This window comes from Streptomyces sp. RK9 (genome assembly GCF_045070545.1).
Classification (GTDB): Bacteria; Actinomycetota; Actinomycetes; order Streptomycetales; family Streptomycetaceae; genus Streptomyces; species Streptomyces alboflavus.
Genome location: NZ_CP173703.1, coordinates 3,357,610 through 3,375,929 on the forward strand (window position 1 = coordinate 3,357,610; position 18,320 = coordinate 3,375,929).

The 18,320-nt window shown below is 73.6% G+C and carries 16 protein-coding genes; 9 read left to right on the forward strand and 7 right to left on the reverse strand.

The genetic code is table 11. The features are described 5' to 3' along the window. Positions 1-234 precede the first annotated feature (234 nt). The gene (locus AB6L24_RS13775) at positions 235-414 is read right to left on the reverse strand and encodes a hypothetical protein (protein WP_078619226.1); all 180 of its coding nucleotides are present in this window, start codon (positions 412-414) and stop codon (positions 235-237) included. 295 nt (positions 415-709) lie between these two features. Next, positions 710-2,287 (reverse strand): MFS transporter, encoded by a 1,578-nt coding sequence (locus AB6L24_RS13780; protein ID WP_405655376.1) that lies wholly within the window; start codon positions 2,285-2,287, stop codon positions 710-712. Between the two features lie 68 nt (positions 2,288-2,355). On the opposite strand from AB6L24_RS13780, the gene AB6L24_RS13785 reads away from it, so the two are divergent. Next, entirely contained in the window at positions 2,356-3,042 is a 687-nt protein-coding gene (locus tag AB6L24_RS13785; RefSeq protein WP_405655378.1) for a TetR/AcrR family transcriptional regulator, read from the forward strand. A gap of 3 nt (positions 3,043-3,045) precedes the next feature. Here the strand turns inward: AB6L24_RS13785 and AB6L24_RS13790 are convergent, their stop codons facing one another. Next, positions 3,046-3,969 carry a LysR family transcriptional regulator gene (locus AB6L24_RS13790; RefSeq protein ID WP_405655380.1) on the reverse strand — a complete coding sequence of 308 codons (924 nt, stop codon included), beginning with the start codon at positions 3,967-3,969 and terminating at the stop codon, positions 3,046-3,048. A 161-nt stretch (positions 3,970-4,130) separates the two neighbouring features. On the opposite strand from AB6L24_RS13790, the gene AB6L24_RS13795 reads away from it, so the two are divergent. After that, complete coding sequence (locus AB6L24_RS13795; RefSeq protein WP_405655381.1) at positions 4,131-4,724, forward strand: cupin domain-containing protein; 594 nt, start codon at positions 4,131-4,133, stop codon at positions 4,722-4,724. On the opposite strand, the gene AB6L24_RS13800 is transcribed toward AB6L24_RS13795, so the two are convergent. Continuing rightward, positions 4,696-7,512 (reverse strand): alpha/beta hydrolase family protein, encoded by a 2,817-nt coding sequence (locus tag AB6L24_RS13800; RefSeq protein WP_405655383.1) that lies wholly within the window; start codon positions 7,510-7,512, stop codon positions 4,696-4,698. The genes AB6L24_RS13795 and AB6L24_RS13800 overlap by 29 nt on opposite strands. A 166-nt stretch (positions 7,513-7,678) precedes the next feature. On the opposite strand from AB6L24_RS13800, the gene AB6L24_RS13805 reads away from it, so the two are divergent. Then, complete coding sequence (locus tag AB6L24_RS13805) at positions 7,679-8,221, forward strand: GNAT family N-acetyltransferase (protein WP_405655384.1); 543 nt, start codon at positions 7,679-7,681, stop codon at positions 8,219-8,221. Between the two features lie 58 nt (positions 8,222-8,279). On the opposite strand, the gene AB6L24_RS13810 is transcribed toward AB6L24_RS13805, so the two are convergent. After that, entirely contained in the window at positions 8,280-9,878 is a 1,599-nt protein-coding gene (locus tag AB6L24_RS13810) for an NBR1-Ig-like domain-containing protein (protein ID WP_405655386.1), read from the reverse strand. A 628-nt stretch (positions 9,879-10,506) separates the two neighbouring features. Between AB6L24_RS13810 and AB6L24_RS13815 the strand changes: the two genes are divergently transcribed. From AB6L24_RS13815 to AB6L24_RS13830, 4 genes are all read left to right on the forward strand, one after another. Beyond that, positions 10,507-11,526 (forward strand): RimK family alpha-L-glutamate ligase, encoded by a 1,020-nt coding sequence (locus AB6L24_RS13815; RefSeq protein ID WP_405655388.1) that lies wholly within the window; start codon positions 10,507-10,509, stop codon positions 11,524-11,526. A 41-nt stretch (positions 11,527-11,567) separates the two neighbouring features. After that, on the forward strand, positions 11,568-12,071 hold the full coding sequence (locus AB6L24_RS13820) for a hypothetical protein (protein WP_405655389.1): 504 nt from the start codon (positions 11,568-11,570) through the stop codon (positions 12,069-12,071). Positions 12,072-12,187: 116 nt separating this feature from the next. Further along, positions 12,188-12,610: a peptidase inhibitor family I36 protein gene (locus AB6L24_RS13825; protein WP_405655391.1), complete on the forward strand. Its 423-nt coding sequence runs from the start codon at positions 12,188-12,190 to the stop codon at positions 12,608-12,610. Positions 12,611-12,815: 205 nt separating this feature from the next. Then, the gene (locus AB6L24_RS13830; RefSeq protein WP_405655392.1) at positions 12,816-13,397 is read left to right on the forward strand and encodes a hypothetical protein; all 582 of its coding nucleotides are present in this window, start codon (positions 12,816-12,818) and stop codon (positions 13,395-13,397) included. Positions 13,398-14,038: 641 nt separating this feature from the next. On the opposite strand, the gene AB6L24_RS13835 is transcribed toward AB6L24_RS13830, so the two are convergent. Together AB6L24_RS13835 and AB6L24_RS13840 are read right to left on the reverse strand one after the other, a co-directional pair. Then, a complete protein-coding gene (locus AB6L24_RS13835) occupies positions 14,039-14,911 on the reverse strand; it encodes an undecaprenyl-diphosphate phosphatase (protein WP_380858179.1) in 873 nt (290 codons plus the stop codon). 236 nt (positions 14,912-15,147) lie between these two features. Continuing rightward, complete coding sequence (locus tag AB6L24_RS13840) at positions 15,148-15,855, reverse strand: TVP38/TMEM64 family protein (RefSeq protein WP_405655393.1); 708 nt, start codon at positions 15,853-15,855, stop codon at positions 15,148-15,150. A 49-nt stretch (positions 15,856-15,904) separates the two neighbouring features. Here AB6L24_RS13840 and AB6L24_RS13845 point away from each other — a divergent pair, with 49 nt between their 5' ends. After that, the gene (locus AB6L24_RS13845; RefSeq protein WP_405655394.1) at positions 15,905-16,609 is read left to right on the forward strand and encodes a DNA alkylation repair protein; all 705 of its coding nucleotides are present in this window, start codon (positions 15,905-15,907) and stop codon (positions 16,607-16,609) included. Between the two features lie 334 nt (positions 16,610-16,943). Beyond that, positions 16,944-18,119 (forward strand): elongation factor Tu, encoded by a 1,176-nt coding sequence (tuf, locus tag AB6L24_RS13850; protein ID WP_405655396.1) that lies wholly within the window; start codon positions 16,944-16,946, stop codon positions 18,117-18,119. Positions 18,120-18,320 lie beyond the last annotated feature (201 nt).

Sequence of the window (18,320 nt, forward strand, 5' to 3'; positions counted from 1 at the left end):
GGCACCGGGGGTGCGGAGCCAAGAGGCCGGGCGCGAGTCGTTGTGCCGCGAGGGGCCGGGGTGGCGCGATGTGTCCGTACGGCGGGTGAGAGGGGGGCGAGGGTGCGCGCGAGCGGGGCGTGGTCGCTCGCGCGCTGAGGAATTCCTCGGTGGAGGGCGGGCCTCCGGTGCGGTGACGCCGATGGACGGCTCACGCGCGGAAGACGCGTGCGTACTGCCCCCGTTGTGTGCCGCTTACGCGGCCTGCACGATCTCCGCGCGTACCGCCTCGGCCCACTCGGTCACCAACTGCTCGTACTCCCGCCGCTGTTCGACGGAGAGGCGGCCGCCCGCACGCAGCCACAGGCCGCGTATCCGCTCGTTCAACTCGGCCGACGACCGCACGGAACCATGGGGTTGAGGGGTGAGGGGCATGGGGTCAAGCCTAGGGGATAGCCCTGACAATCGGAACTGTCAGCTACCGCACACCTGCGGCACGTGATCGCGCCGGGGCGCCGCAAGGCGCGCGCGTCCGGCGCGAGTTGGGGCGGGAGCGCTGGTCAGCGGGGCGGAGGGAGGCCTTTGAGGCCGGTTGGGGCGCGGTGTGACGGGCTCGGGCAGTGATGGACGGCACGATTCCGTACGTCACTTGGCGCGTCGGGTGCCCGCGTTCGGTGATGCCGCCGTCGGACAGCGGCATCACCGGCTCTGGACCGGGGTCCGGCGCGCGTCAGGCGGCGCTCGGCCTGATGCGGTGCGCCGTGAGGACTCCGGCGGCCGCGAGCGCGGCGGTGAGGGCGAAGGTCACCGTCAGGGCGAGGGAGACCGAGCCGCCGTGGGCCGCGGACAGGGTGACGGCGGCGCCGCCGAGGCCGCTGAGCACCGCCACCGCGAGGGTCTGCGCGAGCTGCATCGAGCCGCTTGCCTCGCCCTGCCGGTCGGCCGTCGCCTGCTCCATGGCGTCGGTGGTCGCCGCGTTGAAGGCGACGCCCATGCCCGCGCCGCCGATGGCCCAGCCCGCGACGGCCGTCAGGGCGGGCACCGCGTCGACCAGGACGCCGAGCGCCATCACGGCGATCCCCGCGAGCAGGACCGCGAACCCGGCGGCGATCGGCACGGCCCGCGACCGCCCGCTCCAGCGGCTGTCGGCCCGGCCCTGCCAGGTGGCCCCGAGCACCCAGGTGATGGCACCCGCCGAGAGCCCCAACCCGGCCTCCGTGGCGCTCAGTTCGCGCAGCTCGACCAGGCCGAGGGGCAGGAACGCCTCGCTGCCGAAGTAGGCGCCGCAGAGCAGGAAGCGCAGGACGACGCCGGTGGGCACGCCGCGGCGCACGGACAGGGTGCCCGCCGGTGTGACCCGGCGCAGCGCGAGCACGGCCGTGGCGGCGCCCACGGCGGCCAGGGGGATCAGGAGGGCGAGTTGGCGCAGTTGGAGGCCCGCGAGGAGGAGGCCGGTCCCGGCGGCGAGCAGGACGCTGCGGGCGACGGGGGTGGACCACCACGGGGTCGCTTCGGCGGCCGGGGCCTCCCGCTCCTCAGGGCTCCCGGGGCGGCCGAGGCGGCGCAGCTGCGGCAGCGCGAGCGTCGCGGCGGCCGCGATCAGGGGCAGCAGCAGCACGAACACGCCGCGCCAGGACACATGGTCGGAGATCACGGCGGCGATGCTCGGTCCCACCAGGGACGGCACGGTCCAGGCGCCGGAGACCAGGGCGAACATGCGCGCACGCAGGTGCTGCGGATAGGCGAGCGCGATGGCGGTGTACGCGAGGGCCATGACCGCTCCGACCCCGAGCCCCTGGAGGAACCGCCCGGCCAGGAAGGCGGGCCAGTTCGGCGCGGCCCCGGCGAGGGCGCAGCCGACGGCGAAGACCGCGAGGCCGAGGGCGAGCGGGCGGGCCGGGCCGTGCCGGTCGGCGGCGACGCCCGCGGCGACGGTGCCGATGAGGTTGGCCAGCATCAGGGCGGACAGGCCCCAGCCGTAGGCGTTGAGTCCGCCGAGGCGGCCCGCGATCTCGGGCAGCACGGTGGCGACCCCCATCGACTCGAAGGCGACGAGCCCGACGGAGAGCACGATGCCCCAGGTGAGGGCGGAGTAGGGGGCGCGGAAGGCGCTCTCGGGGCGGGCGTCCGGCGCGGGCGCCTGCCGCGTACCCGATGGCTGCGCGGGCGACTCCCGGGCGGACGGCTTCCGCGCCGACGTGCCCTGCGTCGACGGATCGTGCACGGACGGATCGTGCACGGACGGCTCCTGCTTGGACGGCTCCTGGGCGGGCGGTTCCTGCGTGGTCGCTTCCTGCTCGGACGGCAAGGTCGACCCTCCTCTTTACGTTTCGATCCGGAACGGAACGAAAGTAGATGCTACCTATACTGACCGTCATGGCAACCCCCGAGTCCGTGGCCTCCACCGCCCGTTCCGCCCGTGAGACCGGCCGGACGGGGCGCCCCCGCGACGCGCGGCTCGACGAGGCCATCCTGGAAGCGACGCTGGCGCTCCTGGAGGAGTCCGGTTACCCGAGCCTGACGATGGAGGGCGTCGCGCGCCGCGCCGGTACGACCAAGCCGGCCATCCGCCGCCGCTGGCCGTCCCGCCAGCACCTGGTCATCGCCGCGCTCGCGGAGACCGTGGGCACCGCGCCCACCCCCGACACCGGCTGCACGCACTGCGACCTCATCCTCGGCGTCGAGACCCTGAGCCAGGCCTTCGGCGGGACGCTGGGACGCCGGACGCTGCCCGCGCTCGTGGCCGAACTGGCCGACGACCCTGAGCTCGACCGCGTCTTCACCGAGACGCTCTTCCGCCCCCGCAGGGCCACGACCGAGGCGGCCCTGCGCCGGGGCATCGAGCGGGGCGACATCCGGCCCGACGCCGACATCGACCTGCTCCTGGACATGCTCGGCGCCACCACGTACCACCGGGTGCTCTTCGGGCATCTGCCGGTGACGGACTCACTGGCCCACGACGTCGTGATGGTGCTCATGGAGGGCGCGGCGACGCCGCGTTGGCGCGGCCACTACCAGCAGCAGCACCAGGACGACCCGCGCCCGGGCGGGCCGACCGGCTGAGCCTCAGGTCCGCAGCGCCTGGAGGAGCTGGCGCAGCGGTGGGCCCGGCGGACCGGGCAACACGGCGAGCGACGTGGTGAGTTCGGGCGCGGCAAGGCGTCGTACGGCCACGTGGGGCACCGACGGCAGCCCCGTCACCTCGTAGAAGACCGTCCAGGACGGGGAGTCGGCGTGCTGCTCGGCCATGCCGGTCAGGGTCTCCTGGAGGGTGGTGAACGGCGGCCCGAGCGGCGGCTGTGCCCCGGCGGCCCGCAGCGCGCCGGTCACCAGGTCGTGAAAGGGCGGGTTGTGCTCGCGCGGGGCCAGGCGCAGCGGGAGGTCCGCCAACTGCTCGACCAGCAGGGGCGGGGCGTCCGCCGGGGCGAGGCCGGGCGCGGCCCCGGGACCGCCGTCCGGCGCGGCCGCCGCCGGGTGGCCGTCGGGCAGCGCCACGTACAGCGGATCCCGCCACACCGGCAGCAGTTCGAGCCCCGGAGCGATCGCCGCCGCCCGCACCAGCGCCGCGTCCAGCTCGCCGGAACGCACCGCCGCGAGCCGCTCGGCGAGGGGCAGCCGGCGCAGCCGCACCCGGAGCCGGGGGGCCGTGCGCCGCAGCGCGTCGAGGAGGCGGTACGTCCGGTCGCCCGGCCCCTGGACGGTGCCGAGGCGGAGCAGCCCCTCGTCGCCGGACGCGATGTCCGCGGCGATCTGACGGGTGCGGTGGGCCGCCGCGAGCACGGCGCGGGCCTCCGGCAGCAGCCGCTCGCCCGCGGCCGAGAGGCGGACGTAGCGCGTGGACCGGTCGAACAGCGTGACGCCCAGCTCGCGTTCGAGCCGCCGGACCTGCTGGCTGACCGCCGACTGCACGATGCCGAGCCGCTCGGCGGCCCGGCTGAAGCCGCCCGCGTCCGCCACGGCGGCGAAGTACTGGAGCTGGCGCAGTTCCACGGGTTCCTCCTGCGGCGCCGATTCATCACGATCGGTGATTTCTGCAGGGAACAACTGCTTCTGGTTCGCGGCTTCTTCCCCGGATCGAATGGGAGCCAGGAAGAGAGATCAGAGAGATCAGAGAGATCGAGAGATCAGAGAGAACAGGGAGACCGCCGACCATGACGAACCGCGCGCACCCGGACGCCCCCGAGACCCTGGGCGCCCCCGAGACCCCAGACGCCCCGAACGCCCCCGACCGGCCCGGCGTCCTCGTCGTGCCGGCCGGGACAGCCGAGCACATCCCCCTCCCGCACGGCGGCGGCTTCGACCTGCTGGCCGACGCCGTGGACACCGGCGGCGCCCTGGGAGCCAACCGGCTGGCCCTCGGCGCGGGCGCGGACGGCGCCAGGCCGCATGTCCACGCGCGGTCGACGGAGCTGTTCTACGTGCTCGACGGAGCCGTCGAGTTCTCCCTGGACGGCAGGATGACGACGGTGACCCGCGGGGGTCTCGTCGTCATCCCGCCCGGGACGCCGCACGCGTTCGGCGCGGCGGCCGGTGCGACCGCCGAACTGCTCGCGGTCCTGACACCGGGTGTCGACCGGTTCGGCTACTTCCGTGTCCTGGGCCGTGTGCAGCACGGCCTGGACACGTTCGACAGCCTCCTGCCCGAACAGGACCGGTACGACGTGCACTTCGGCGGCGGCGCGGACGCCGCCGCCTGGGACGCGGCGCGCGGCAGGGTCACGCCGGGTCGCGCACCGTCCCGGTGACCGTCGGGCCGCGGTGCTGCTGCCACGACTGGTCGTAGGTGACGAGGCGCAGCCGCACGGTCTCCTTGGACTCCCGCACCCGGTCCTTGACGGTGGGCACGGTCACCTCGACGCTGCGCTTGCCCGCGGCGATGCCCGCAGGGATGTACGGCATCTCCGACACCTTGGACAGACGGCGGGCCGGGTTCGGCGACCGGTCGAAGGTCTCCTTCAGCCAGCGCTTGCTGACGTCCTTGGTGGACAGTTCGGTGCCGCTGGTGACCCGGCGGAGCTCGAAGCCGGCCTCGATGTCGGTGTCGGCCGCCTCGGACAGCGTGACGCGCCACTTGAGGGGCTTGCCCTCGGTGACCCGGTCCGCGACGGGCTTGACGGTGACCTTGGGCATCGGGTCGTCGTTGCGCACGAGCACCCCGCCCTGGTGGGAGCCGACCATCGTGCCGCTGACCGCCTTGGCCATGACCTCGTGGGACACGTCGGCGCCGTAGCGCTTGTTGCCCCGCACGGTGACGGGCACCTCGACGGTGTCGCCGCCCGCGCGCACCGTGACCGTCCGGGTCGTGGTCTTCTGCGTACGCGGGTCGGTCACGAAGAGCCGGACCTTGCCGGTGCCGTGTCCGGAGACCTGGACCGGCACGCGGTAGTTACGCACCCCGGAGTCGCCCTCGTCGACCTTGAGCCGGCCGATGTCGACCCGCGCGAGGTCGGCGGTCCCGGCGTCCGGAGTGCCCGGGCGCCAGCCCCACGCGTCCATCAGCCAGGCGCGCCCGGACCGGCTCTGCGGGGTCAGTTCGAGGGAGGCGACCTGCTGGAGGTCGACTCCGGCGCGGGCGGCGGCGGACAGCGGCACACGCACCTCGCGCCCCCAGTAGGAGGCGGTCATCTCGGTGCCCGGCAGGCCGTTCACGCGGACCTGGCCGAGCTTCGCGCGGTGGCCCGAGGCGTCGGTGACGGCGACGTCGAAGCGGGTGCCGGTGGTGTTCGGCGGCACGATCACGCGCAGCGCCAGCTTGTCGGCGCCCGCGAGGGACACGGGCTTCTTCGGCCGGACCTCGGTCGGGGTGCCCGCCCGCGTCCAGCGCATCGCGACCGCGTGCCGGCCGGCCTCGGGCGAGGGACCCCAGGCCGCGAAGTGCGGTGAGGCGCCGCGCACGTCGGGGGCGAGGCAGGAGCGGGAGGCCTTGTTGTCCACCTGGGCGCACAGCCGCCCGCCGGTCACCGTGGCCGAGGAGTTCGGCACGAACGCGGGGGTGCGGTTGCCGCCGACGGCGTGGGTGAGCACGCGCGCGGGCTTCGCCGAGGGGGCACGGCGGCCGGAGCCGTCGAGCAGCGGGCGCACCCGGTCGTCACCGTCGACGAAGAGCCGGGCGGCCGCGGCGATGTACGTGGAGCCCGCCTTCTGCTGCTGCTTGGCGGTCAGGCGCGTGGGCTTGCCCTTGGCGCACACCGCGTCGGGCCTGCTGCCGGAGCTGAAGTCGTCGTCCGCGGGCGCCTTGGCCTGCCCCGGCGTCCACTCGGTGTTGAAGAAGTTGTGGTTGGCGCCGACCACGTAGACCGCGCTGTGCAGGGCCTTGCCGCGGCTGACGCCGCGCGTCCCGTCGGCGTAGATCTGGCCCTGGAGGTCGGACACGTCGCCGTCGCAGCCGGGCAGGACGGTCATCGACGGCACGTCGGGGACCGGGTTCTGGCCGAAGATCGTGGGGCCGATCAGGACGGTGCCGCGGATGTTCCAGCGCGCCGGGCCCGGCGCCCCGTCCTCGGCGGCGGGCGGCGGGGCCAGGCTGTCGAGCGCGGCGCGGTTGACGCCCTCGCCGCCGCGGGAGTGGCCCACGAGCAGCACCCGGGACAGGTCGGCGGGCGCGGTCGCGCGCACGGCCCTCGGCACGTCGCCGCGGCCCGCGGCCCAGTCCGCCCAGCGGCCGAGGTGCTGACGCACGAGCGACGAACGGGCCTCGGCACCGCCGTCCTCGGCCACGTCGTCCTGGCCGTTGATGCCGTTGGCGGCGATCGACACCGTCACATAGCCCTGCGAGGCGAGGAGCTTCTGGTCGTGCAGATAGCCGCGGTGGCTCGGCACCGGCTTCATGTCGCCCTTGCAGGGCCAGCCGCCGTCCTGGTCGCCGCGGGCGTTGTAGCAGGTGTAGTGGCGGCCGTGCAGGAACAGCGCGATCGGCCGCTTGCCCGGTGCGTCGACGGGACCCACCACGGTGCCGCGCATCTCCACCGGTGCCCGGAAGCCCGGCAGGCGCACCGACTTCTGCGTGTACTCGCCGCTCACCGTGCGGTACTTGCCCGGCACGCCAGGGTCGACGCGGTTCGCGGGCAGCGGGGCCGACTCCTCGGCGGACGCGGCGGGCGGCGAGATCCGCGGCGCCTCCTTCGCGCCCTCGTCCAGACGCCGGCCGCCGGCCTGCGCCCGCAGCTCGGCGGCGGGACCGACGTCCGTGCTGTCGAGCCGCAGCCGGAAGGTCCGCTGGTCGTCGTGGGGCACGGGGACGCCGATGAGCCGGTCCCCGGAGTAGAACTCGACCCGGGAGTCGCCCATGGGCACGGCCTCCGGGGCCTTCCAGACCAGCTCCTTGCGGTCGCCGGACCCGTCGACCCGCCAGCCCTTGGGCAGTTGCTCGTCGGCATCCCCCGACGACGCGGAGGTGCCCGACAGCGCGGCGGGTATCGGTGGGGCGGGCGGTATTCGGTCGGCGGACGGCTGCGCGTGCGCGAGGCCCGGCACCCCCACCGCCAGCGCGAGGACCGCCGCGGCGGCGGTCACCGAGCGCGGGACTTGGATCAAGACATTCCTCCGGTTTCATGCTGTTCGTCACTCACCCCGGATCCCTGGAGAGATCACTGGGCCCCGGACCTGGAGGATGACAACACGCGTACCGGGGTTGCCTCGTGTCACGCTCTTCACTGGTCCGCACTTGTCCACGCGCCCGTCCGCCGCGCATCATGCGGAGATGGATGATCATGATTTCGGGGCCCTGACCGCCGTCCGGCTCGACGCGTACTCCCGGGCCGACCAGAGCGAGATCCTCGGCGACGGCGACGACCCGTTCGGCGTCGCGGGGACCGGCCTGACGTGGCTGCCCAAGGAGGAGCACTTCGGCGTCAGATCGGAGGCGGGCCGACTCGTGGCGCACGCGGGCCTGTTGCGGCTGCCGATAGCGATCGACGGGAGCGCCACGGAGGTGATCGGCGTCGGTGGCGTGGCCGTCGCGCCCGACCTGCGGGGCCGGGGCCTCGCGCGGACCGTCCTCACGGCGGCGCTCGACCACGCCCGCACCCTGGGCCCCCGGCACGCCCTCCTCTTCTGCCGTCCGCCCCTCGTCGCCCTCTACGACCGCCTCGGCTGGCGGGCCCTGACGGGCGACGTCCACGTGGAGCAGCCCGACGGGCCGGTGGTCATGCCGCTGCGGACGATGTGGACGCCGCTGGGGGAGGGGCGCGAGGCGGCCCCGTGGCCGGTGGGTGAGGTGCGGCTGCTGTCGTTCCCGATGTGAGCGGTGCCGTCGGCGGGGCGAGGGGGGCCCGCCGGGCGGGCGCAGGTGCGGCCCGGGCTCAGCTCGGCGCGCACCCGTGCGTCCGCTCGTCCCGCTCCACCGTGTCGAGAGCCTTCCGCAGACTCTCGGCCCGCCGGACGAGCATGCCCTGCTCCCGCCGCGCCTCGTACGGATCGCTCCAGTCGACCTGCTGTATCTGCCCGCGTACGTCGTCGAGTTGCTCGGCGAGGTCCACGTACCGCGCGTGCAACTGGTCGCACACCCCGGACGTCGCGCCGACGGCCACCCGGATCCTAGGGCTCGCCCGGCCGAACCAGCTGACCCCCTCCTGGAGCATCTGCCAGCAGAACGCGTAGCGTCCCGGCGCGCCCGGAGCCGTCACGGTGAACCGGAACTGGACCCGCTCGCCGGGATCCACCGTGGGTTTCGGGAGGTTCACCCGGCCCGTTCCCCACAGGGTGTTGTCCTGCGGGGCCTGGCTGCCGAGGCGGTGGGAGTCGCGCGCCGCCCAGCTGGTCGAGCCGGTGTTCGTCGCCGTCAGCGTCACCTGGGCGGAGGCGCCCGGCGTCATCCGGGGCGGCGGGTGCGCGGTGGCGCCGACGGTGGCGTCGTCGATGTAGGCGGGGGCCGGGTCGGCGTGCGTGTACGGGAGGCGGAAGAAGCCGCGGATCTCGCCGGGGGTGGCGTCGTCGCTCGTCCCGTTGGTGGTGATCGTCTTGGAGGGGACGGGGGAGCTGATGTCGAGCTGGATGACGATGTCGTCCCTGCCGGGGTGGTTGCAGTCGTACGTACGCAGCGTCAGCACATCGCCGTGCCGCTCGTACCCCCACGCCAGGACCACGTGGTTCAGGAAGACGTCCCAGGGCGCGTAGGACCGGACCAGGACGAGGGCGAGCGGGCACAGGACGCCGTTGTCGAGGTCGTCGAGGATCGCCGGGACCCGGGCGAGGGTGCGGCGGAAGAGGCCGTCGCCCCAGAACAGGGTGTCGTGGCCGAGGCCCTGGGTGTCACCGAGCCAGCGCTGGACCACGCCGGGTCCCTTGAAGCTGTCGATCAGCCTGGCGAGGATGTGCTGGGCGAGCTCGACGGGGACCTCCTGCGACGACCTGCCGCGCAGCTGCGGGGTGCCGCTCTCGAAGATGTCCCTGGCCAGGAACGACATGCCGCCGCACAGCCCCATGGCGGTCACGTCGACGGAGGCCACGGGGAGGCCGAACACGTCGATCCGGAGCGCGGTCCCGGGCGGCCACGGGTTGTTGCCGAACAGCGGGGCCCTGGTCGAGGGAAGGAACCCCGGCACGGCGACCGGCCCGAAGCGCTGCACGGTGTCCGAGGCCCACAGCGGCGCCCCGGACTCGGCGTACAGGACGAGGTTCCCGTCGTCCTGCGCCACGAGCAGGGAGCCCGGGTTGCCCTCGGTGTTCGTCGCCCAGTAGGGCTTGTTCTCCTCCGAGTACAGGACGAAGTTGCCGTCGTGCTGCATCACCGCGTGGGTGACGGGCTGCTGCCAGGTGTCGGAGGCCCACAGCGGGACGCCGTCGTCGGTGCGGTGGAGGACCAGGTTGCCGTCCCCTTGCATGACGAGGCGTATCCGTCCGTTGAGCGAGGTCAATTCGTCCCCGACGTCCAGCCGTTGACTGGCGAGCAGACGATCCATGGCAGATCCCCCCAGTACAGGTGCCAGTACAGGTGCGGTCCCGCCGGCGCGCCCGGACGCCTCCGCACGGCGGTCGCTGTGAGCGTCCCACCGGAGAGGGCGGGGCGTAAGGCTCGGCGGGGCGCCCGGCCGCACCGGCGCCCGGTCCGCCGACGGGGGTGCTGGTGGCGGTGGGTCCGACGTCCCGCGTGGACCGCGTGTGGGAGGGGCGCGTACCGGGCGCACGCGGCGCAGAGCGGGCGCGGCAGACCGGCGCGCCTGCGCACTGGCCGGGGGTCCGGCCCGCGCCTACAGTGTGGGGCCCATGGCGCTGCGGTACCGAGCACGGAATCCGAGTACGGCACTGAGCAGGGACACGGAACCGAGTACGGAAACGGCACACGGGGCCACGGCCCCGCGGCACGTGTCGGGGGAGGGCGCAGCCCCGTCCCGTGGTCACCGACACCCCCGGCCGGGCGCCGCCCCGGCCCGCCACCGCCGGGACGACCGGCGGGCGCGGACGCGGCGCCGTACGGGACCCGGTGACCTGCTGCCGCGGACCGGCCCCGCCCCGCCGTGACCTCCGCCCGGGCCCGCGCCACGACGTGCGCGCGGACCGAGTGCGCGCCGAGAGCCGCTGGAGGCAGCCGTGTCCGGACCGTGCGTCGCCCTGATCACCGACCCCACGTCCCCCGAGGGCTGCCGGGATTACCTGGCCCGCGCCGTGGAACTCCTCACCGGCGCCCCGCCCCGCCGCATCGACTCCCGCCACTTCGCCCCGTGCGGCACCGGCCGCGTCCGCGACCGCGACGGGAACCGGTTACGCCTCGACGTGCCCGAACAGGGCCTGGAGGTGGTGCCCGACGTGGTCGTCCTGTACGAGATCCCGCCGCACCGGCGCCGCTCCCTCACCGCCTTCCAGCGGCTCCTCGCCCACCACCGCGCGGTGACCCTGGGCGCCGGGGTGACGGCGTGGCGGACGGCCACCGAGAAGGACCGCACGGTCGACCGCTTCCAGCGGGACGGCATCGCACAGATGGACACGGTCGTCCTGGCGCGGCCGGGCGCGCAGGAGGCGGCCGCGGCCTTCGACAAGCTCGGCCGCGACACCTGGGCCCGGCCGGTCGTCGGCACCGGCGGCAGCGACACCTTCCACGTCACCTCCGAGGCGCAGTTGGCGGAGGCGGCCGAGTACTACGCCCGCCGGAGCAGCGCCTGGCTGCTCTCGCGGGACGCGGGCAACATCACCGCCGACGGCGACCGGCACCAGTTCCGCGTGTTCGTCCTCGGCGGCCGCGTCATCCACGCCCGCGAGCACATCCAGCCCGCGACGGACACCCCCTGCAACACCTGCCAGGGGGCGACCGCCACCTTCATCGCCCCGCGCGACCTGCCGCGCCGCCTGGCCGACCTGGCCGTCGCCGCCACCGCGTCGGTCGGACTGCCCTTCGCCGGGGTCGACCTGGCCATCGAGAACGGCGGGGTCGTCTTCGAGGTCAACGTCCAGCCCGCCTTCATCGAGGGCGAGTTGGAGCATGTGGCCGTGCCCTACGTCCAGGCGCATCTGGACGCGCTCGCCCAGACGGCCGGAAGCTACCGGGGCCGGCATCCGGCCCGGGGCAGGCGGCGGGGCAGCCAGGTCCACGGCCGGACGCCGCGCGTGGCGTAACGGGCGACACCGGCTTCGCCCTCCTTCGGGTGAAGGGCGGAATGCGCGAATCCGCACCGGGGCAGCATCGCCGTGCCCACCTCCCGGTCCACGGGCGGGGGCTCCTCAGCGACCCGTTGAGCGACGCGATGCGCGACCCGATGAGCGACCCGAAGGTGGCCATGCTCCGCAGACTCGCCCTGTCCACTGCCCTGCTCGCGGCCCTGGCCCCCGCGATCGTCTCGACAGCCCCCGCGTCGGCGTCCGCGCCCGGCACCGGTGCTGTCGAACGCGGTCCCGGGGAGGTGTGCTTCTGGACCCAGGCCGGCCAGCACGGCACGGGCTGGTGCTACAAGCCCCCGGGCTACGCCGACGTTCCGGAATCCCACCACGACAAGACCGCGTCCTTCCGCTCGGACGCGAACCAGAACCTGTACGCGATCGACTGGGGTCGGCACGACTGCTACTACCGCGTGATCCGTCCCTACGACTTCAGCGACAACTGGTCCTGGGGCTCCCGGATCGACGGCGTCTCCGACAAGACGGAGGGCTGCCAGGCCGCCTGACGGACCGTCGGCCACCGGTCGGCGACCACTGCCCCTCGTACCCGAAGCACCGAACCGACGTACCGCCCGGACGCATGAACAGCCCAGGCGCACGAACAGAAAGGCACCAACCCGACATGACGCTGAAGCACTCTTCCGCCACCGCCGCGACCGCACCGAGGGCGAGGACCGTCAGGCGGGCCCTCCTCGGCATGGCCGCGGCACTCCTGGTCTCCGGAAGCCTCGCCGTCGCCACCCCGGCCGGGGCCGCCGACTGCCCCAGCGGCGAGTTCTGCGCCTGGGAACACTCCGACTACAAGGGCCAGCGCGCCAACTGGTCCGGCGACGACAGCTGGTGGGAGAGCTACATCGCGGACGAGGACTCCTCGTGGGCCAACCACGGCATCTCGGGTCCTGGCATCAAGGACCACGTCAAGGTGTACTCCAGCTCCGGCCAGGGCGGCCACATGACCATCTGCCTCACGCCGGGACAGGAGGTCAACTACAACGGCGCGGCCAACGACGACGGCGACTCCCACACGTGGGCCATGAGCTGCTGACCGTCCCGCCCCGGTACGACCGGTACGGGCCCGCCGCCATCGGGTGGCGGGCCCGTACGCGTCTCCGCCGTTCTGCGCCCGTCTCCTCCCGGCGGGCATAAGCGGAGCCGGACCGCGCATAAGAGAAGTGAGGAACGCGAGGTCCGTCCGCGCCCCTCCCGGCCGCGGCGGCACGAGGAGGTCGACTGTGGGGACCGTGCGCCGCATGACGGAGGCCGAGTGCCGAGAGGTCCTTGCCCGGGCCTGGACCGGACGCCTCGCGGTGGCCCGGCGCGGGCGTCCGTACGTGGAACTGGTCGGCCTGGTGGTCCGGGACGGGGCTCCGGTGGCGCTGGTGTCGGAGGAGGGGCCGGTGGCGCGGGCGCTGCCTCCTGTGGTGGCTCCCCGTCAACTGGTCGTCCTGGAGGCCGATGAGGCGGTCGGGGCCGATGACGGCGACGGCGCGGGGGGAGTGCGCCGTGCGGTCCGGGCGGTCACGGCGCTGGGGCGGCCGCGCTGGGTGGTGGCGACGGACGAACTGGGGGCGTGCCGCCGTGCCGCGGGGGTGCGGGGCCTGGACGTCACGGTGGACGTCCGGTTCCTCACGCTGACCGGGCCGGTGCTGAGCGGTGAGCACCATGTGCTGCGGTGCGGGCCGGGTGGGCAGGCCCCTGCCAACGGCGGCGCCGCCGGGCCGACTCCTGGGGGAGTTGAGGCCGCTGGAGACGGAAACCCGCGTGGGGCGCCCGCGCACGGAGGAATCGCCTCCCGTTTGCGGCAGCGGTCTTCACTGCGTGGACTGGTTTGACTACCGTGGGTACAGGCATGGTCAGGACGCGGCCACCGAGGCATGGGCACCGCCCAGGTACAGCCCCTTGGATTTCCCACGGACCTCCCACGGACTTCCACGAGGTCCCGCGGACCGCTCACGGAATTCCCAGGACGTGTCACGGACTTCCCAGGACTCACCATGCGGCCGCACCCGCTCTCCCCGCCCCGGGGGACGCGGTCGTGCGGCGCTCTTCGGTGACCGGCTGCCCTGCGGGCCGACGGTCCTTGACGGGCGGCTGTTCGTGACGGACGCCGCACGAAAGAGGGGATGAGGCAGCCGGGGCCGCGCTCCAGGCAGCGGACACCGCGGTCCCGGCTCCTCCTCTCCTCGGGGGAGGCTCCCGCCCGCCCCCGAGGAGAGGGCAGCGGTGCGAGGACGCCCGGCGGAGGGGGAGCCGCCACGTCCTCGCACCTCGCGGCCGCCGCCCCCGCCGACGAGCCGGCGGCGGCCGCCCGGGGATACGCCCGTACGACCAGCGTGCACCCAACGGACGGAAAAAGCGCCCCCCTTGCCTACACAACGTGCCCAGATCGCCGTTTTAGGTAGCAGAGGGACATGTGTGGCCAAAGTGACTACGCACGGTGACCAGTTGAAGGTCGCCGACCGGGGCCTTGCTGCTACCCCGCCGACTCGCCCGCGTGCGGGCTCAGGGTGCCCGCGCCCACCAGGATGAACAGGATGATGCCGAGCAGGATGCGGTAGTAGACGAACGGCATGAAGCTCTTCGTGGTGATGAACTTCATGAACCACGCGATTACGGCATATCCGACAATAAAGGCGATGATCGTGGCGAAGATCGTCGGGCCCCAGGAGACATGGCCCTCGCCCGCGTCCTTGAGTTCGTACGCGCCCGAGGCGAGGACGGCGGGGATGGCGAGGAGGAAGGAGTAGCGGGCCGCGCTCTCGCGGGTGTAGCCCATGAGGAGGCCGCCGCTGATCGTGGCGCCGGAGCGGGAGACGCCGGGGATGAGGGCCATGGCCTGGCAGACGCCGTAGATCAGGCCGTCGCGGACGCCCAGTTCCTTGAGGCCCTTGCGTTCGCGCACCGCACGGTGCTTGCCGCCGGTCTCGTCGCGGGCCGCGAGGCGGTCGGCGATGCCGAGGACGATGCCCATCACGATCAGCGTCGTGGCGATCAGGCGCAGATCGCGGAACGGGCCCTCGATCTGGTCCTTGAGCGTGATGCCGAGGACGCCGATCGGGATCGAGCCGACGATCACCAGCCAGCCCATCTGCGCGTCGTGGTCCGAACGCGGCACCTTGCCGATCAGCGAGCCGAACCAGGCGCTGATGATCCGCCCGATGTCCTTGCGGAAGTAGATCAGGACAGCGGTCTCCGTGCCGATCTGGGTGATCGCGGTGAAGGCGGCACCCGGGTCGTGCCAGCCCGCGAACGCCGCGGTCAGTCGCAGATGAGCGCTGGATGAGATCGGAAGGAACTCGGTCAGTCCCTGGACGAGTCCGAGGATGAACGATTCGAGCCAAGACATGAAAACTGCGCCGTCCAGTAACTGATCGGGTGCTGACCCGTGCGGTGGCGGTCAGAAGCGTGGGCGGGGGACCAGGAGCGGCGAGGCGTGATGCGGGTGTGCGCGGGGTCGCGCGAGGGCCGGGAGGGACGATCACGTGCCTCGACGGGGGGCAGCGTAGCGGCACAAGATGAAGTGCTCGTGCGAGGGCCGCCGCTCGGGGCTCCTGGGGGCGTCCGGCGAGGCCCCGCGACGTCTCAGTGTCCGCCCCGCAGCCGATGCCGCTTGCACCACGCCACCACCGCGCCCCCGAGGCCCGTCACCGCGATGAACCCCATCGCGATCAGGAACGCGGGCGACGTCGGCGTCGACGCGCGGGCGCCCGCTATGACGTACGCCGCCGTGTTCGGGACGGAGCCAAGCGCGGTCGCGAGCAGGAACGGCAGCCAGCCCATGCGGGACACGGCGGCGCAGTAGTTGGCGGCGACGAACGGCACGCCGGGGAAGAGCCGCACCGCCAGCATCGAGCGGAACCCGTGCTTGCTCAGCTGGCCGTCGGCCGCCTTGAGCCAGCGGCCCCGGAGCAGCGGCCGCAGCGCGTCCTGCCCGAGGACCCGGCCGAGCCCGAAGGCCACCCCGGCCCCGAGGACCGTCCCGGCGATCGCCGCGGGAATCCCGGCCTGCGAGCCGAACAGCGCGCCCGCCGCCAGATTGAGCAGCGGCCGCGGCACGAACGCGACCGTGCACATGCCGTACGCCAGCGCGAACGCGCACACCGCGGCGGCGCCGTTCAGCTGCGGCGGCCAGCCCTCCGAGAGCAGCCGCTGCGGCTCGAAGAGCAGCACGCCCGTGCCTGCCGCGGCCAGCATCAGGACGAGCAGGGACAGCCGCGACCACGGTGACAGGAGCACCCGGGTGCAGCGCACGGCGAGGCCCGGCGTCGGGGCGGCGGCGGTGTCGAGCATCCGGAGAGACTAACCGGCTCATGTGTCTGATCGCCGTATGGTGCGTCTCATGAGCGTCACAGTGCCGCCGAGTTCCCTGGCCGACACCGTCGTGGAACGGCTCGTCGCACGGTACGCGGAGGCGGCCGATCCGGTCCGGGCCGCGGAGATGCGGGCGTACATGAAGGACATCGCGCCGTTCCTCGGCCTCTCCTCGCCCGTGCGCCGCGCCCTGCACCGCGACGTACTCGCCGGGACCCCGCGCCCCGACGAGGCGGACTGTGCCGCGATCGCGCTGTGCTGCTGGGAGCTGCCCGAGCGCGAGTACCAGTACTTCGCCGTCGACTACCTGCGGCGGCACGTGCGGCGGTGCTCGTCCGGCTTCCTGCCCGTCGCCCGGCATCTGGTGACGACCCGCCCCTGGTGGGACACCGTCGACGCGCTCGCCGCGCACGTGGTGGGCGGCCTCGTCGCCGCCGACCCGGCGCTGAGGGCCGACATGGACGCCTGGATCGAGGACGAGGACCTGTGGGCGGCCAGGACCGCGCTCCTCCACCAGCTGCGCCACAAGGACGCCACGGACACCGCCCGCCTCTTCGCGTACTGCGAACGCCGGGCGGGCCACCCGGACTTCTTCATCCGCAAGGCCATCGGCTGGTGCCTGCGTGAGTACGCGAAGACCGACCCCGACGCCGTACGGGACTTCGTCGCGCGCCACCGCGAGGCCCTCGCGCCCCTGTCCGTGCGTGAGGCGCTGAAGAACATCGGGGGCTGAAGCGCCGCAACTTCCCTGTGTGGCCGGTGTGTCACGGAAAATGATTCGACGCCGACCAGGGCGTCGGCAATGATCGTCCACATGTTCCGGCACGCCTCCTTCCCGCACACGTCCGCAGTCGCGGACGCGGTCGAGGCTGCCGTCCCTCCGCTCGCGGCCACCGCACCGCCGGCCGTACTCGCCGCACTTCCTTCCGACGGCGCCCGAAGCTGACCCTCCCCGGACATTCCGGCGGACCCCGCAGGGGGAGGGTCGGCCAGGCCCCCGGGGGTCCCCGTCCGCAGGCCGTCCGTGCCGCGGACCACACCTTTCGAGTTCCGGAGAAGGAACCACCATGTCCAAGACGGCATACGTCCGCACCAAGCCCCACCTCAACATCGGCACGATGGGCCACGTCGACCACGGCAAGACCACCCTGACCGCCGCCATCACCAAGGTCCTCAGCGAGCGGGGCACCGGCACGTTCGTGCCCTTCGACCGCATCGACCGGGCGCCGGAGGAGGCGCAGCGCGGCATCACCATCAACATCGCGCACGTCGAGTACGAGACCGACACCCGGCACTACGCCCACGTCGACATGCCCGGCCACGCCGACTACGTGAAGAACATGGTCACGGGCGCCGCCCAGCTCGACGGCGCGATCCTCGTCGTGTCCGCGCTCGACGGCATCATGCCGCAGACCGCCGAGCACGTGCTCCTCGCCCGGCAGGTCGGCGTCGACCACATCGTCGTGGCCCTGAACAAGGCGGACGCGGGCGACCCGGAGCTGACCGACCTGGTCGAGCTGGAGGTCCGTGAGCTGCTGTCCGCGCACGGGTACGGCGGGGACGCCGTGCCCGTGGTCCGGGTCTCCGGCCTCGGGGCCCTGTCGGGGGACCCGCGGTGGACGGCGTCGATCGAGGCGCTGCTCGACGCGGTGGACACCTACGTCCCGATGCCGGAGCGGTACGTCGACGCGCCCTTCCTGCTCCCGGTCGAGAACGTCCTCACGATCACCGGCCGGGGCACCGTCGTCACCGGCGCCGTCGAGCGCGGCACCGTGCGCGTCGGCGACCGGGTGCAGGTGCTCGGCGCCGACGGCGACACCGAGACGGTCGTCACCGGCCTGGAGACCTTCGGCAAGCCGATGGACTCCGCGCAGGCCGGCGACAACGTCGCGGTGCTCCTGCGCGGCATGCCACGCGACGGGGTCCGCCGCGGCCATGTGGTCGCGGCCCCCGGCAGCCTCAGTCCGAGCCGCCGCTTCACCGCGCAGGTGTACGTCCTGTCCACCCGCGAGGGCGGCCGCAGCACCCCGGTGTCCACGGGGTACCGCCCGCAGTTCTACATCCGCACCGCGGACGTGGTCGGCGACATCGACCTCGGCGCCGCGGCCGTCGCCCGGCCCGGCGACACGGTCACCATGACCGTCGAGCTGGGCCGCGAGATCCCCCTGGAGCCGGGGCTCGGCTTCGCGATCCGCGAGGGCGGGCGGACCGTGGGGGCGGGCACGGTGACGGAGGTCGGCTGACGCCGTGCCGTCGGACGGCGTGCGTCGCGTCCGTGCGGGGTCGGGTCCGCTTCCGGTCAGGGAGCGGGCCCAACCCCTGCCGGAGGCATGGAAAGAGGGACGGACACGGGCACAATGGAGCGGTGAACGAGCCTGCCGAGCGATCCGGCCCCGAGGCGATACCCGAAGCGCCCGTCGGGGCGATACCGGCCGCGCCCGTTG

Coding starts and splice junctions, on each gene's coding strand:
- AB6L24_RS13775 (WP_078619226.1), bottom strand. CDS start 414: ATGCCCCTCACCCCTCAACCCCATGGTTCCGTGCGGTCGTCGGCCGAG.
- AB6L24_RS13785 (WP_405655378.1), top strand. CDS start 2,356: ATGGCAACCCCCGAGTCCGTGGCCTCCACCGCCCGTTCCGCCCGTGAG.
- AB6L24_RS13795 (WP_405655381.1), top strand. CDS start 4,131: ATGACGAACCGCGCGCACCCGGACGCCCCCGAGACCCTGGGCGCCCCC.
- AB6L24_RS13805 (WP_405655384.1), top strand. CDS start 7,679: ATGGATGATCATGATTTCGGGGCCCTGACCGCCGTCCGGCTCGACGCG.
- AB6L24_RS13810 (WP_405655386.1), bottom strand. CDS start 9,878: ATGGATCGTCTGCTCGCCAGTCAACGGCTGGACGTCGGGGACGAATTG.
- AB6L24_RS13820 (WP_405655389.1), top strand. CDS start 11,568: ATGCGCGAATCCGCACCGGGGCAGCATCGCCGTGCCCACCTCCCGGTC.
- AB6L24_RS13825 (WP_405655391.1), top strand. CDS start 12,188: ATGACGCTGAAGCACTCTTCCGCCACCGCCGCGACCGCACCGAGGGCG.
- AB6L24_RS13830 (WP_405655392.1), top strand. CDS start 12,816: ATGACGGAGGCCGAGTGCCGAGAGGTCCTTGCCCGGGCCTGGACCGGA.
- AB6L24_RS13835 (WP_380858179.1), bottom strand. CDS start 14,911: ATGTCTTGGCTCGAATCGTTCATCCTCGGACTCGTCCAGGGACTGACC.
- AB6L24_RS13840 (WP_405655393.1), bottom strand. CDS start 15,855: ATGCTCGACACCGCCGCCGCCCCGACGCCGGGCCTCGCCGTGCGCTGC.
- AB6L24_RS13845 (WP_405655394.1), top strand. CDS start 15,905: ATGAGCGTCACAGTGCCGCCGAGTTCCCTGGCCGACACCGTCGTGGAA.
- tuf (WP_405655396.1), top strand. CDS start 16,944: ATGTCCAAGACGGCATACGTCCGCACCAAGCCCCACCTCAACATCGGC.